Below are 14152 nucleotides of genomic sequence, written 5' to 3'. Positions count from 1 at the left end.
AGAGAACCACATGGGCAAGGCAACCGGTTTTCTCGAGTTCGAGCGCCAGCATGAGACGTACGAAGCGCCGCTCGCTCGCGTCAAGCATTACAAGGAATTCGTTCACGCGCTGTCGGACGAGAACGCGAAGATCCAGGGCGCGCGCTGCATGGATTGCGGCATTCCGTTCTGCAACAATGGCTGTCCGGTGAACAACATCATTCCGGACTTCAACGATCTGGTGTTCCAGCAGAACTGGAAGACGGCCATTGAAGTGCTGCATTCCACGAATAACTTCCCGGAGTTCACCGGGCGCATTTGTCCGGCGCCGTGTGAAACGGCGTGCACGCTCGGTATCAACGATGATCCGGTAGGCATCAAGTCGATCGAACACGCGATCATCGATAAAGCCTGGGCCGAAGGTTGGGTCGCACCCTTGCCGTCCAAGCACAAGACTGGCAAGAAGGTGGCCGTGGTCGGATCGGGTCCTGCCGGACTGGCCGCTGCGCAGCAACTCGCGCGTGCGGGCCATGACGTGACGGTGTTCGAGAAGAACGATCGTATCGGCGGATTGCTGCGTTATGGCATCCCCGATTTCAAGCTCGAAAAGTGGCTGATCGATCGCCGCATGCGGCAGATGGAAGCCGAAGGCGTGGCGTTCCGGACCAACGTGTTTATCGGCAAGGATCCGTTGCCGGGGCATATCGCGAATTCTTCGCGTGAAACTATTTCGCCCGATGAATTGCGCGAGCAGTTTGACGCTGTTGTGATTGCAGGCGGGGCGGAAACGCCGCGTGATTTGCCGGTGCCTGGACGTGAAATGCAAGGCATCCATTACGCGATGGAATTCCTGCCGCTGCAGAACAAGGTCAATGCGGGTGACTCGGTCGTCGATCAGTTGATTGCGAAGGGCAAGCATGTTGTGGTGATCGGCGGCGGCGATACGGGTTCGGATTGCGTCGGGACATCGAATCGGCATGGTGCGAAAAGCGTGACGCAGTTCGAGTTGCTTTCGCAGCCGCCCGAGACGGAGAACAAGCCGCTGGTTTGGCCGTATTGGCCGATCAAGTTGCGTACGTCGTCGTCGCATGAGGAAGGCTGCGAGCGCGATTGGTCGGTGGCTACCAAGCGCTTCGAAGGCAAGAACGGCAAGGTTGAAAAGCTGATCGCGGTCCGAGTGGAATGGAAGGACGGGAAGATGCAGGAAGTGGCGGGATCGGAGTTCGAAATGAAAGCCGATCTGGTGCTGCTCGCGATGGGCTTTACGCAGCCGGCTTCGCCGGTGCTCGAGGCGTTCGGCGTGGATAAAGACGCGCGGGGGAATGTGAAGGCTTCGACCGAAGGGGAGAAGGCTTACTTTACGTCGGTGCCGAAGGTCTTCACCGCCGGCGATATGCGGCGCGGTCAGTCGCTGGTTGTTTGGGCGATTCGCGAGGGACGGCAGTGCGCGCGGTCGGTCGATGCGTTTTTGATGGGGTCTAGTGAATTGCCGCGATAAGATTTTTCTCGCGGAATGTACGTGAAAAACCGGGCTCGGGGTTTGAGCCCGGTTTTTTTATTAGCTGTAGGGGTACGGAAGCGAAGCTGAAACGCTGAGCACAACGCACAAATGTGCGGCCGACACCGGTTTCCGTTGCCTGCCCCCACTGTTTCCCTTTCTATCCCCCGCTATTACGACTTCTCCGATATCCCCCTCGCACGGATCGGCGCATGCTCATGCCCTCACAATTTCAGGGGCATGGAATGAACAAGATCACACGATTGTCCAGCGGCGCGTTCCTGTTATCCGCTTTCGTTGCACTGTCCGCATCGGCTGAAACCACCGGTCATGGGTGGACGTACGAAGGCGAACACGGTCCAGCCCACTGGGGCGAAATCAGCAAGGATTTTCATACTTGCGAAAGCGGTCGCGCTGAGTCACCGATCGACATCGAGAAGGCAAAGAAAGCGCCCGCCGATATGCCCCGCCTGAAGGTCAAGTACCAGCCCCTTCCCATCGATATCATCAACACTGGGCACGCAATTCAATTCAACGCGACGCCCGGTACCGACAGCATCACCCTCGGCGACCAAGCGTATCAACTCGTTCAGTTCCACTTCCATTCACCGGGCGAAGAGCGTTTCGCCGGCAAGGACAGCGTGATGGACGCGCATCTGGTGCACCGTTCCGAAGACGGCAAGCTCCTGGTGCTGGCTGTTCAATTCCAGATCGGCGACCAACCCAACCCCGTCATCCAGGCGATGCTGGACCGTATCCCGAAAGAGCAAGGCGCCGAGTTCAAGATCAACGCGGTCATGGTCAACCCGTTTGAGCTGCTGCCCAAACAAACGAGCTATTACACGTACAGCGGTTCACTGACGACGCCGCCTTGTTCGGAAGGCGTGACATGGATCGAATTCAAGGAACGAGTGAGCATTACCCAGCAGCAGCTCGATGCCATGCAGCGGTTCTATCACGGCAATCAACGTCCGGTGCAAGCGTTGAATGGACGCGAGATTTGGGAAGTGGAGTGATTTGACTGCGGCAGTAGATCGCCTGCCGAAAGGCGGCGCATGGCCCATAAGCAGGCCGTTTTAACGCAAGTTAAAACGGCCTCGTTTTCATCATCAAGAAAGTTAACCTGTCACCGCACCAAGCGCTTTGCCACGCGTTTCCGGCAGCAGCAACGCCGCGACGATCACCAGCAGATACCCCGCCCCCGCCACCAATCCAATCGCTTTAACCAGCGACATTCCCTGCGACAACACACCGACGAGAATCGGGAAAAACGAGCCAAGTCCGCGCCCGAGGTTGTAGCAAAATCCCTGTCCCGAGCCGCGAATCGCGTTCGGATACAGCTCCGATAAATACGCGCCCACGCCCGCAAAAATCCCCTGTACGACAATGCCGAGCGGAAAGCCGAGCAGCAGCATGGCGTGGTCGGTGATGGGGATCATCGTGTAGATCATCCCTAGCAGAAACGAGCCGATAGCAAACAGAACGAATGACGCGCGCCGCCCGATCTTGTCGCAGAGAATGGCGCCGAACACGTAGCCCAAAAATGAGCCGACGATCAGTACCACGAGATAACCGCTCGTATTGAACACGGACAAATGGCGCTCGGTCTTGAGATAGGTCGGCAGCCACGTGGTGATGGCGTAATAACCACCGAGCATGCCGGTGCACAGCGCGCTGCCCAGCACCGTTGTCTTGAGGTGCGAGCCTTTGAAGATATCGGAGAACGTAGCGGTTTCAGTGCCGGCATCGCGCGCACGGCGTGTGGCCAGATAAATCTCCGGATCGCTCACATTGCGGCGAATGTAGAGGATCCAGAGCGCCGGCAAGATACCGATCCAGAAGCATGCGCGCCACGCGGTATCTTCAGGCAGCAACGCGAAGAAAGCCCAGTACAGAATCGCCGCTGCGCCCCAGCCGAATGACCAGCTGCTTTGCACCGTACCCACGGCCTTCGCCCGATGCTGCGGCGAACGAATGGTCTCGGCCATCATGACGGTGACCACGGACCATTCGCCGCCGAAACCCACGCCTTGCAGCGTGCGCGTGGCCAGCAATTGTCCGAACGAATGCGTGAAGCCGGAAAGAAACGTGAAGAACGCGAACGTGCCAATCGTCCACTGCAATACGCGGACGCGGCCATATCGGTCGGAGAGAATGCCGGCGAGCCAGCCGCCAATAGCCGATGAAATCAGCGAGCTCGTCGCGATCATTCCGGCTTCGCTCTTCGTCATGCCCCACGCGGCGATCAGCGTGGGAATGAGGAACGAGTAGATCATGAAGTCGAAGGCATCGACGGCGTAACCGCCGAAACCTGCGTAAAGCGTGCGGCGCTCGCGCGTCGTCAACTCGGTGAACCACTCGAACGCTCGCAATCCGGTCTCCCGTTCAAAGCCTGCCATGCAGGCGCAGGATCATTCTACGGGGCGTCGTTAAACGAGAAAAGCAGGCCAAAAAAGAACCTGCTTGAGGGAATTCACACGACGTTCAAGCTTATGCTCACCGGGCATCGAACCAGCGCTTCGATGTCAAACCATCTCAAACCAGCAGGCTTTCAGCCCCCGCGCGCTCGATCTCGATCCGGTTCTCATGGAAGCCGGTCACCGACTCGCGATGCGCGACGCTGACGATCGCGGCGTTCGGCAAGGCGTCGATGATCGCGGTATAGATCAGCATCTCGTTCTCGGCGTCGAGCGCGCTGGTGGCTTCATCGAGGAACATGAAATCCGGCTTGTGCAGCAACACGCGGGCAGCCGCCAGCCGCTGCTGCTCACCCGGCGACATCATCTTCGCCCAGTGTCCCGACTCCTCCAGACGCGTGCCGTACGCGCTCAGGTTGCAGGCGCGCAAGGCTTCGCGGCAGGCTTCATCGGAGAAGACTTCCGCCGTCGATGGATAACTCAACGCCGCTTTCAACGTGCCGATCGGCAAGTAGCTTTGCTGCGGAATGAACATCAGCTTGGCGTCGACGGGGGCGTCGATCGTGCCGTCACCGAACGGCCACAGGCCGGCCAGCGCGCGCATCAACGTACTTTTCCCGGATCCGGACGGACCTTGCACCAGCCAGCGCGAACCGGGCTTCACCACCACATCTGCGACCGTCGCGAGCGGCGTGCCGTTCGGCAGCGCGAGCTTCAGCCCGGTCGTGGTCAGCGCCTTCGTGTCCGTGTAATGCAGGTTGATGCCGCCGTGGACCGTCGCCGGGGAAATGGCTTCCTTGATGTGCGTGGAGCGCATCACACGCTTGAATTCGCGCAGCCGGTTCACCGTAGCGCGCCATTCGACCAAGGTCGAGTAACTGTTGATGAACCACGAAAACGAGTCGCTGACCGTGCCGAACGCCGAACTGATCTGCATCAGCACGCCGAACGTGAATGCGCCTGCGAAGTAGCGGGGAGCCGCGACCATGATCGGAAAAATAATCGCGATCTGGCCGTAGAAGGACAGCACGAAGGTCATCCGCCTCGTGTACTTCATGATCTGCCAGTAGTTCTGGCGGATCGTTTCGAAGATGCCCCGGGCGTTGCGGTTTTCCGTATCGATACCGTCATAGAACGCGATTTGCTCGGCGTTCTCGCGAATGCGGATCAGGCCGAAACGGAAGTTGGCTTCCACTTTCTGCGCCTGGTAATTAATCGATACCAGCGGATGGCCGAAACGCTGAATCAAGAGCGAGCCGAGCACGGCGTACAGCGCGGCGGCCCAGACCATGTAGCCCGGAATGGTGATTGGCGTGCCGAACAACGAGAAGCTCAACGCGCCTGCCAGCGTCCACAGGATCGTGATGAAGGTCACAAGCGTGACGAGCGTGGATAACAAGTCCAGCGACAACGACAGCGTGGTCGTGGCAAAAGACTGCAGGTCGTCGCTGATCCGCTGGTCGGGGTTGTCGGCGAGGCGATCGCGTTCTATACGATAGAAGGCTTTATCGCCGAGCCATTGTTCGAGGTATCGGTGCGTGAGCCACTGGCGCCACCGGAAGCCGAGCATCTGGCGCAGGTACCGGCCGTACACGGCGAGCAGGATGTACGCGAACGCGAGGCCTGCGAAGATCAGCAGCAAGCGCGGAAACTCTGCGACCCGCTTGGCCTGCAGCGTGTTGTAGAAGTCCGCGCTCCAGGTGTTCAGGCGGACATTGATATACACGACCGCCATGTTGATTGCGATGATCGCGATCAGCAAAAGCCATGCAATGCCGCGTTCTTCCGATACCCAATAAGGCTTGATAAGACTCCACGCCGACACTTTGTCGGCGTTTTGTTCCGTGTTGCCGGGAGGTGTGGTGGTCATGAGCTTCCTGAAGACGTGCCGGCTCGGCGGCAGGTTGTAACTTGGCGGTATCGATGCGGATGGTCCTGCTCCGTTTCAATGATCGTAAGAGACCATTAAAGACGGCGCGCGCCGGAGCATTGTTTCGGGCGCGGCTTAATTCTTCCTTAATCCTCGCCCGTCTGGGCTACCAGCGCAATGCAACAGCCCGATGCTTTGCCGTACGCGTGTGCTGCAGACCAACCAGGACGAACCGGCGTTCGCGGCATTGTGCCAGAGTGCGCGCACCGCGAACGAAAGGGAAGGTGGTCCGGTTTTGTCCGCGCCGGCCCCCGGTTTTTCCCGGTTTGCGGGTCGTTTCGCTTTTATGTTTTAATGATCGCTGACGAAACAGGGGTGCTTCGGCACGCGTCTGCCTCCATGAAGGAACGGAGAAACGCGCGGCGAGGCTGAGAGAGTCCCTTTGCACCCGATCCGGGTAATACCGGCGAGGGAAGTTTCCGGAAACCGCAGCGTTTCCAGTTTCTTCCAGTATTGGCTGGCACAGGAGCCGCAGGCAATGCGCTCCCGGGCCGCTTTCTCGCCGTGGTTTCGTCCCTGAAATATGTTTTGTGCGCCGCGCGTGCAACCAGGGTTCGAAACGGGCATTCCTCCCGATCTCGATTTCCGTGCTGTGCTCCGTGCGTTCTGCAGCGTCTGCTGAGGAGGCATTGTCATCGTGAACACCGTTGTGCATTCTCATTCCCGTGCGTCCGGGCGAGACGACTTTGCCGTCGTGGGTGGGGGCTTGTGCGGGCGGCTGGTCGCCTGGCTGCTGGCGGGGGCGGGGCACCGTGTGGCGCTGTACGACAGCGGCGACGCCGCCGGCACGCAATCGGCGGCATGGGTCGCGGCGGCAATGCTCGCGCCGCTAGCCGAGGCCGCCAGCGCCGAATTGCTGATCACCGAACTTGGGGCGGCGTCGCTTGAGCGCTGGCCGGGTTTTATCGCCGATATGCCGGAACCGGTGTTTTTCCAGCGCAATGGCACGCTGGTCGTCTGGCATGCCGGCGACCGCGCCGAGGCGCCGCTGTTCGAGCGCCGTTTGCGCGCAAATGCGCCTCCGGAGCTTTTCCGGAATGGCTTCGTCAAACTCGCCGGCGCGCAAGTCGCGGCGGCGGAACCGTCGCTGAGCACGCGTTTTCCGCAAGGCTGGCTGCTGCCGAACGAAGGCCAGCTCGACAACCGGCAAGTGCTGACAGCGCTGGCAGCGGGGCTGGCCGAACGTAACGTTGATCTGCACTGGAATACGACGATCGATACCGATACCCCGCCGGACGCGCGTTTCGTGATCGATTGCCGGGGGCTTGGCGGCAAACCGGCATGGCCGGCGTTAAGAGGCATTCGCGGCGAAGTGGCGCGGGTGCATGCGCCGGGTATCGGCCTGACGCGGCCGGTGCGCTTGCTGCACCCGCGTTATCCGCTTTATATCGCGCCGAAACAGGACGATCTTTATGTGATCGGGGCAACCGAAGTGGAAGGCGAAGATATGTCGCCGATGACCGTGCGCTCGGCGCTCGAACTCCTGAGCGCGGCGTTCGCCGTGCATCCGGGTTTCGGTGAGGCGCGCATTATCGAACTCAATTCGCAATGCCGTCCGACCTTGCCCGACCATCGTCCGGCGATTGTCTGGGACGGCGGACGAACTTTGCGGGTGAACGGGCTGTATCGGCACGGTTACATGATCGCGCCCGAAGTCGCCGACACCGCCCGCGCGCTCGCCGAAGCGCTGCTGGGCGGCGCGATCTCCGACCCGGATTCCTTCGACGACTGGCGCCGCCAAGCCCGCTGGTCCGCCTTGCTCCGCTGCGAACACGCGGCGCCCGTGCTTTGACCTTCATCATGAACATTCATATCAATCAGCAGCCGTTCTCCATGCCCGACGCGGCCACCGTCACTGACGCCCTCGCGGCCTTCGGCGCAAAACCGCCGTTCGCCGTGGCGCTGAACGGGCAATTCGTCGCGCGTGGCGAACACGCATCGAAGGCGCTTGCCTCCGGCGACAAACTCGACATCGTCTCGCCGGTCGCCGGCGGCTGAGCTCCACTACAGGAATCGAACCATGACTTCCAGCATCACCACAGCCGATACCCTCACGCTCTACGGCACGTCGTTCCCGAGCCGGGTGCTGCTGGGGACGTCGCGCTATCCGTCGCTGCAATCGCTGTCCGATTCCATCGATGCCGCCCGTCCCGGCATGGTCACCGTCGCGTTGCGGCGGCAGTCGAACACGGGCGAAGCCGGTTTCTTCGATGTCCTCAAGCGTCACGGTGTCGCGTTGCTGCCCAATACGGCCGGCTGCCAGACCGTGGACGAAGTGCTGACCACGGCGCGCATGGCCCGCGAACTCTTCGATACCCCGTGGCTGAAGCTCGAACTGATCGGCGATGACTACACGCTGCAGCCCGATCCAATCGGCCTCGTTGAAGCCGCTGAAATACTGATCCGTGAAGGTTTCAAGGTGCTGCCGTACTGCACGGAGGATCTGGTGATCGGCCGGCGTCTGCTCGATGTCGGCTGCGAGGCGTTGATGCCATGGGGCGCGCCTATTGGAACGGGAAAAGGTGTGACGAATCCTTACGGATTGCGCACGCTGCGTGAGCGGCTGCCGGATGTGCCGCTTATCGTCGATGCCGGTCTTGGCGTGCCGTCGCATGCGTGCCAGGTGATGGAGTGGGGTTTCGACGGCGTGTTGCTGAACACGGCCGTCTCACAGGCGACGTTTCCGCCGCAGATGGCGCGCGCGTTTGCGCTGGGCGTCGAGGCGGGGCGGATGGCCTATCTCGCCGGGCCAATGGCCGAGCGTGATAGCGCACAAGCGAGCACGCCGGTGGTCGGCATGCCGTTCTGGCATCAAGACGGGAGTGCTGCATGAGCATGTTGTCGCAGGATAAGGAAGTGTTTTGGCCGCCCGCCGATGAACTGCTGGAAGCCGCCGAGCGAATCCGGCGGCGGCTGGGCGAGTGGCCCGCAGCATCGAAGACATGGCGGATCTGCCTGAGCGAGCCGGATCATCCGCGCGCGGGCGATTTGATCGTGGACGGCGGCGTTGAACCGCTGCCGGAGGGAGTTGGGCGTCTGGAATTGAAAGCGGGCCGGGCGACGCTGCATTTGGATAACGTCGAATACGCGCTGGAGGGAGAATGGTCAGACGATTGGCCGGCCGCGCTGGCCGCGTTCCTTGATTGCGGCTTCGAGCCACACGATTCGCTCGTGCTGGCGCTTGCATGGCGTTCGGCCAATCTGGACGAACTCGACGCGTGGCCCGTCGATTTTTCCACGTTTCCGAAGGTCGCCAATTTGCCGGCGGCCCCATCAAAACCATTCCCCCCTTGCCCGGACAAGCTGGGTTTGTACCCCGTCCTGCCAAGCGCAGATTGGGTCGAACGGGTGCTTGACCAAGGCGTTCAAACGGCGCAATTACGCCGCAAAACCACCGATTCCGGCGATTTGAAGCAGGAAATAGAACGGTCGGTGGCCGCGGGCAAGAAGCACCAGACACAGCTTTTTATCAACGATCATTGGCAGGAAGCCATCAAAGCCGGCGCGTACGGCGTGCATCTCGGGCAAGAGGACGTGGAGACTGCTGACCTGAACACCATCGCCGAAGCGGGCTTGCGCCTCGGCCTGTCGACGCATGGCTACTATGAAATGCTGAAGGCGCTGCATTTCAAACCGAGCTACCTCGCGCTCGGCGCGGTGTTTCCGACCACGACCAAAGTCATGCCGACAGCGCCGCAAGGTGTGTCGCGTTTGGCACGTTATGTGCGCTTGCTCGACGGCATCGTGCCGCTCGTTGCGATTGGCGGAATCAACGGCTCGGTTTTGCGACAAATTATTTCAACCGGTGTCGGAAGCGCAGCAGTCGTGCGGGCAGTGACAGAGGCACCGGATCTGGCTGCGGCCATTTCTGCGCTGCAACACGAATTCGGGCGATAATGCCCCGGATTCGGAAAAAAGTTCAGCCCGTTAAACCAGTCGAAAGGGACCGCCACGACACCTGTCATGCAGAGGCCCTATAATTCGGCCTCTTGCGTAAAAGGATTGTCAGCCTTCGTGTCAGCTTCTCCCGAGACCTTGCTAGAGCTTCGCGACGTCGATTTCGGCTACGGCGACCGGCTCGTATTATCGAACCTGAACATGCGCTTCAAGCGCGGTCAGGTCGTGGCTGTCATGGGCGGTTCCGGCTGTGGCAAAACGACCGTGCTGCGCCTGATCGGCGGGTTGGTGAAGGCGAAACGCGGCCAGGTGTTGTTCGGCGGCAAGGACGTCGGCACCCAGACTCGCGAAGGCCTTTACGAGCTTCGCCGCAAAATGGGCATGCTGTTCCAGTTCGGCGCGCTGTTCACCGACCAGTCCGTATTCGATAACGTCGCATTCCCGCTGCGGGAACACACCGACCTCCCCGAAGAACTCCTGCGCGACCTCGTGCTGATGAAGCTCAACGCGGTCGGTTTGCGCGGCGCGCGCGATCTCGCGCCCTCGGAAATATCGGGTGGCATGGCCCGCCGCGTGGCGCTTGCCCGCGCCATCGCGCTCGATCCCGAACTGATGATGTACGACGAACCGTTCGCCGGTCTCGACCCCATTTCGCTCGGCATTACGGCGAACCTGATCCGTACGCTGAACAGCGCGCTCGGGGCCACATCCATTCTGGTGACGCACGACGTGCCGGAATCGTTCGCCATTGCCGATTACGTGTATTTCATCGCGAACGGCGGGATTCTGGCCGAAGGCACGCCGGCGCAATTGCGGGCGTCCCAGGAACCGTCGGTACGGCAGTTCATCGACGGTGCGCCGGACGGACCGTTCAAATTTCACTATCCAAGCACGACGCCGCTGGCGGCGGACTTTGGACTCGGAGCAAAGGCATGATCAGCGCCATCGGACGTACGGTGCTCGGCAGCTTCGGCACGATTGGTTACGCGACGCGCATGTTCTTGCGCCTGGTCGTCGAATTCTTTCCGTTGATGCGCCGGCCGCGCCTTGTCACGAAACAGATCCTGTTTGTCGGTAACTATTCGCTGCTGATCATCGCGGTTTCGGGCTTGTTCGTGGGTTTTGTGCTTGGTTTGCAGGGTTATCTCACCCTTAATCGATACGGCTCCGAGCAAGCGCTCGGCCTCCTGGTTGCGCTGTCGCTGGTGCGCGAACTCGGGCCGGTGGTCACCGCGCTGCTGTTCGCGGGCCGCGCGGGAACGTCGCTGACGGCCGAAATCGGCCTGATGAAAGCCGGCGAGCAGCTCACGGCCATGGAAATGATGGCCGTCGATCCGCTCAAGGTGGTGATAGCGCCGCGATTCTGGGCGGGCATCATCGCCATGCCGATTCTGGCCGCCATCTTCAGCGCGGTCGGCATTTTCGGCGGTTATGTGGTCGGCGTGCTGATGATCGGCGTGGATTCGGGCGCGTTCTGGTCCCAGATGCAAGGCGGTATCGACGTATGGAGCGACGTAGGCAACGGCGTGATCAAGAGCATCGTGTTTGGCTTTGCCGTCACGTTCATTGCGTTGTTCCAGGGTTATGAAGCCCAGCCGACGCCGGAAGGCGTTTCGCGCGCGACCACGAAGACAGTGGTGTACGGCTCGCTGGCCGTGCTCGGGCTGGACTTCTTGCTGACCGCGCTGATGTTCAACTGATTACTCCGGGCGGGACCGCGACGCTTTTGCGCCGCGATTCGGTTCACCGGTTCGTGGACGTTGTGAAGGACACAGTCCCTCACACAAAAAACTGCGACAAGATTCTTTGGGAAGACGATGAAAAAGACTGCTGCTCTCGACTTTTGGGTCGGCCTCTTCGTGGTGCTGGGCTTCGTGGCGCTGTTATTCCTTGCGTTGAAGGCGGGCAACATGAGCTCGCTGTCGTTTCAGCCGACCTACGCGGTCAAGCTGAAATTCGACAATATCGGTGGCCTGAAGCCGCGTGCGCCGGTGAAGAGCGCGGGCGTGACGGTCGGCCGCGTCGATTCCATCGGTTTTGACCAGAACACGTACCAGGCGTTGGTCACTATCGATCTAGACAAGCAATACCAATTTCCGAAGGATTCGTCCGCGAAGATCCTGACGTCGGGCTTGCTCGGCGAGCAGTACATCGGCCTGGAGCCGGGCGGCGACGACCAGATGCTCAAGGCGGGCGACACCATTTCGATGACGCAATCGGCGGTTGTTCTTGAGAATCTGATCGGGCAATTCTTGTACAACAAGGCGGCGGATTCGGGCGCCTCCAAGAGCCCGGCCAGCTCTGCCGCGCCTGCTGCAACGCCTGCCGCGCCCGCATTCCCGGGCGCCGCGAGCGCGATGGGCGCGAGTGCGGCTGCTAAATGAGCCTGGCGAATCCAGGTAGTCGAAGGTTGGCCGATCTCGCGGTACGGGCCTGCCTTCGGGTCAGCATCAATAAGGAGAAAAAGAAATGCAGGCAATGCGCGTAAATAGCGCGGCCGTGATGGTCGCGGTGGCGGTGCTTGCCGGGTGTGCAACCGTCACCACGCCGACCAAGGGCGATCCGTTCGAGAGTTACAACCGGACGATGTTCACGATCAACGACAAGATCGACCAGGTCGCGCTCAAGCCGATTGCGAAGGGCTACGTGTACGTTACGCCGCAGCCGGTGCGCGACAGTGTCACGAACTTCTTTGGCAATATCGGCGATATTTATACGGCGGCGAACAATCTGGTGCAGTTGAAGATTGCAGACGGCGTGTCGGACATCATGCGCGTGGTGATGAACTCGATCTTCGGCGTGGCCGGGTTGTTCGACGTGGCGAGTGTTGCCGGACTGCCGAAGCACACCCAGGACTTCGGCTTGACGCTCGGCCACTACGGCGTGCCGGCGGGACCGTACGTTGTGCTGCCGTTGCTGGGACCCAGTACGGTGCGTGATACGGCGGGTACGGTTGTCGATTATTTTGGCAGCGTGACAAGCTACGTGGATCCGGCGTGGTTCCGCACCACGCTGTTCGGTGTGCAACTGGTCAACACGCGGGCCAACTTGCTGGGAGCTGGCGATGTGCTCTCGGGTGCTGCGCTCGACAAGTATTCGTTCGTGCGTAACGCGTATTTGCAGCGTCGTCAGTATCTTATTGGCGGCGACAACGGTGCGAGCGACAGCAATGCATCCCTGCCAAAGTACGAAGATGTAGACAGCGGCGCGGCAGCAGGCGCGGCGCCTGCTTCAGCAACCACGGCGACGTCACCTGCGGCGGCATCGGCAACGGCAGCGGCGTCCGGCGCGGCCGCCGCAAGCGAGCCCGGCGCGACTTCGGTGCGGCCGGACCAGATGGTGCCCCCGCGGATTCCGTCATTCCCGTCATTCCCGTCGTTCAAGCTACGCTAAAGCGTGCAAATTGACGGCCCGGTAACATAACGAAAGCATTTCTATGGCTGAATAGAACGTGGAAGATGAACTCATGGTGAACACCGCGCTCAAACTCAAGCCACTTTTTTTGCAGAGTCCGTAATGAAAAAACTATTTCTACTTCCCCTGTTTGCTGTCCTGATGGCGTTTTGTAGCGGTGCGTTCGCGCAGGCTAACGACATGTCCACCCCGGACGGACTGGTCAAGACGGTCACGTCGCAAGTGCTCGACCAGATCAAGGCTGACAAGCAGATCCAGTCGGGCAACATCACGCGCATCACGCAACTGGTGAACGAGAAGATCCTGCCGTACACGGACTTCACGCGCACCACGCGTCTTGTCATGGGGCGCAACTGGAACACGGCTACTCCGCAGCAGCAGAAAGACATCGTCGAGCAATTCAAGATGCTGCTGATCCGTACGTATTCGGGTGCTCTGGCGCAGGTTCGCGATCAACAGGTCCAGTACAAGCCGTTCCGCGCAGATCCTAGCGACACAGACGTGGTGGTGCGCTCGGTGGTGCTGAACAACGGTTCACCGATCGAGCTCGACTACCGTCTGTACAAGACGCCGCAGGGCTGGAAGGTCTATGACATCAACGTGCTTGGCGCGTGGCTGATCCAGGCTTACCAGCAGCAGTTCAACGAGCAAATCCAGCAACACGGCGTGGACGGGCTGGTACAGTTCCTCACGCAGCGTAATCAGCAACTGGCGAGCGGCAAAGCATCGTGAGTCGCTTCGAAACCGCCGCGACGCTCACGCACGAGAGCGCAAGAAGCGCGCTCGACGCGGGTTTGTCGCGGATCGCCGCCGGCGCAACCGAAGTGGATTGCGCGTCGCTCAAGCAGTTCGATTCGTCGGCGCTCGCCGTGTTGCTCGCGTGGCAACGCGCGGCAGTGGCGCGTGGCGCGGCGCTCACCGTCGTCAACCTTCCCTCCGGGCTTGCCAGTCTTGCGCAAGCCTATGGCGTAGATACGCTCCTCACCTTCCGACATTGATCCTGTCCTGCTGAAGTAC

General features: G+C 60.6%; 14 protein-coding genes and 1 riboswitch. Of the genes, 12 read left to right on the top strand and 2 right to left on the bottom strand.

Features of this window, described 5'->3' with window-relative positions; all coding sequences use genetic code 11:
- The first annotated feature begins 10 nt into the window (after nucleotides 1-10).
- Together SBC1_RS15900 and SBC1_RS15895 are read left to right on the top strand one after the other, a co-directional pair.
- On the top strand, nucleotides 11-1477 hold the full coding sequence (locus SBC1_RS15900; RefSeq protein WP_165988488.1) for a glutamate synthase subunit beta: 1467 nt from the start codon (nucleotides 11-13) through the stop codon (nucleotides 1475-1477).
- 245 nt (nucleotides 1478-1722) lie between these two features.
- Nucleotides 1723-2493, top strand: coding sequence for a carbonic anhydrase (locus SBC1_RS15895; protein WP_165988486.1), 771 nt, complete (start codon nucleotides 1723-1725; stop codon nucleotides 2491-2493).
- 102 nt (nucleotides 2494-2595) lie between these two features.
- On the opposite strand, the gene SBC1_RS15890 is transcribed toward SBC1_RS15895, so the two are convergent.
- Together SBC1_RS15890 and SBC1_RS15885 are read right to left on the bottom strand one after the other, a co-directional pair.
- Nucleotides 2596-3849: an MFS transporter gene (locus SBC1_RS15890; RefSeq protein WP_165093426.1), complete on the bottom strand. Its 1254-nt coding sequence runs from the start codon at nucleotides 3847-3849 to the stop codon at nucleotides 2596-2598.
- Nucleotides 3850-4012: 163 nt separating this feature from the next.
- Nucleotides 4013-5764, bottom strand: a complete 1752-nt coding sequence (locus SBC1_RS15885; protein WP_165092686.1) for an ABC transporter ATP-binding protein/permease — start codon at nucleotides 5762-5764, stop codon at nucleotides 4013-4015.
- Between the two features lie 361 nt (nucleotides 5765-6125).
- A riboswitch (TPP riboswitch) is annotated at nucleotides 6126-6256 on the top strand.
- Nucleotides 6257-6461: 205 nt separating this feature from the next.
- Here SBC1_RS15885 and SBC1_RS15880 point away from each other — a divergent pair.
- From SBC1_RS15880 to SBC1_RS15835, 10 genes are all read left to right on the top strand, one after another.
- The gene (locus tag SBC1_RS15880; RefSeq protein WP_243830243.1) at nucleotides 6462-7616 is read left to right on the top strand and encodes an FAD-dependent oxidoreductase; all 1155 of its coding nucleotides are present in this window, start codon (nucleotides 6462-6464) and stop codon (nucleotides 7614-7616) included.
- Nucleotides 7617-7624: 8 nt separating this feature from the next.
- Nucleotides 7625-7822 carry a sulfur carrier protein ThiS gene (gene thiS / locus SBC1_RS15875; protein ID WP_165988484.1) on the top strand — a complete coding sequence of 66 codons (198 nt, stop codon included), beginning with the start codon at nucleotides 7625-7627 and terminating at the stop codon, nucleotides 7820-7822.
- A gap of 22 nt (nucleotides 7823-7844) precedes the next feature.
- Entirely contained in the window at nucleotides 7845-8657 is an 813-nt protein-coding gene (locus SBC1_RS15870) for a thiazole synthase (RefSeq protein ID WP_165092684.1), read from the top strand.
- The gene (gene thiE / locus SBC1_RS15865; protein WP_165988481.1) at nucleotides 8654-9721 is read left to right on the top strand and encodes a thiamine phosphate synthase; all 1068 of its coding nucleotides are present in this window, start codon (nucleotides 8654-8656) and stop codon (nucleotides 9719-9721) included. The genes SBC1_RS15870 and thiE overlap by 4 nt, the downstream gene beginning before the upstream one ends.
- Before the next feature lie 117 nt (nucleotides 9722-9838).
- Nucleotides 9839-10657, top strand: a complete 819-nt coding sequence (locus SBC1_RS15860; protein WP_165092682.1) for an ABC transporter ATP-binding protein — start codon at nucleotides 9839-9841, stop codon at nucleotides 10655-10657.
- Nucleotides 10654-11421: a lipid asymmetry maintenance ABC transporter permease subunit MlaE gene (gene mlaE, locus SBC1_RS15855; protein ID WP_165092681.1), complete on the top strand. Its 768-nt coding sequence runs from the start codon at nucleotides 10654-10656 to the stop codon at nucleotides 11419-11421. The genes SBC1_RS15860 and mlaE overlap by 4 nt, the downstream gene beginning before the upstream one ends.
- A gap of 117 nt (nucleotides 11422-11538) precedes the next feature.
- On the top strand, nucleotides 11539-12105 hold the full coding sequence (mlaD, locus tag SBC1_RS15850) for an outer membrane lipid asymmetry maintenance protein MlaD (protein WP_165092680.1): 567 nt from the start codon (nucleotides 11539-11541) through the stop codon (nucleotides 12103-12105).
- Between the two features lie 85 nt (nucleotides 12106-12190).
- Complete coding sequence (locus SBC1_RS15845; protein WP_165092679.1) at nucleotides 12191-13114, top strand: VacJ family lipoprotein; 924 nt, start codon at nucleotides 12191-12193, stop codon at nucleotides 13112-13114.
- Between the two features lie 123 nt (nucleotides 13115-13237).
- The gene (locus SBC1_RS15840; protein ID WP_165092678.1) at nucleotides 13238-13867 is read left to right on the top strand and encodes a phospholipid-binding protein MlaC; all 630 of its coding nucleotides are present in this window, start codon (nucleotides 13238-13240) and stop codon (nucleotides 13865-13867) included.
- Nucleotides 13864-14133, top strand: a complete 270-nt coding sequence (locus SBC1_RS15835; RefSeq protein WP_165092677.1) for a lipid asymmetry maintenance protein MlaB — start codon at nucleotides 13864-13866, stop codon at nucleotides 14131-14133. Before SBC1_RS15840 ends, SBC1_RS15835 begins: the two co-directional genes overlap by 4 nt.
- Nucleotides 14134-14152 lie beyond the last annotated feature (19 nt).

Source organism: Caballeronia sp. SBC1, from assembly GCF_011493005.1.
Taxonomy (GTDB): Bacteria; Pseudomonadota; Gammaproteobacteria; order Burkholderiales; family Burkholderiaceae; genus Caballeronia.
The sequence above is the reverse complement of the archived record's forward strand: the minus strand, read 5'-3'. Positions and strand labels throughout refer to the sequence as shown.

Bases quoted from the DNA above. Each gene is read 5' to 3' on its own strand.
- SBC1_RS15900 (WP_165988488.1), top strand. From the start codon at position 11: ATGGGCAAGGCAACCGGTTTTCTCGAGTTCGAGCGCCAGCATGAGACG.
- SBC1_RS15895 (WP_165988486.1), top strand. From the start codon at position 1,723: ATGAACAAGATCACACGATTGTCCAGCGGCGCGTTCCTGTTATCCGCT.
- SBC1_RS15885 (WP_165092686.1), bottom strand. From the start codon at position 5,764: ATGACCACCACACCTCCCGGCAACACGGAACAAAACGCCGACAAAGTG.
- thiS (WP_165988484.1), top strand. From the start codon at position 7,625: ATGAACATTCATATCAATCAGCAGCCGTTCTCCATGCCCGACGCGGCC.
- SBC1_RS15870 (WP_165092684.1), top strand. From the start codon at position 7,845: ATGACTTCCAGCATCACCACAGCCGATACCCTCACGCTCTACGGCACG.
- thiE (WP_165988481.1), top strand. From the start codon at position 8,654: ATGAGCATGTTGTCGCAGGATAAGGAAGTGTTTTGGCCGCCCGCCGAT.
- mlaE (WP_165092681.1), top strand. From the start codon at position 10,654: ATGATCAGCGCCATCGGACGTACGGTGCTCGGCAGCTTCGGCACGATT.
- mlaD (WP_165092680.1), top strand. From the start codon at position 11,539: ATGAAAAAGACTGCTGCTCTCGACTTTTGGGTCGGCCTCTTCGTGGTG.
- SBC1_RS15845 (WP_165092679.1), top strand. From the start codon at position 12,191: ATGCAGGCAATGCGCGTAAATAGCGCGGCCGTGATGGTCGCGGTGGCG.
- SBC1_RS15840 (WP_165092678.1), top strand. From the start codon at position 13,238: ATGAAAAAACTATTTCTACTTCCCCTGTTTGCTGTCCTGATGGCGTTT.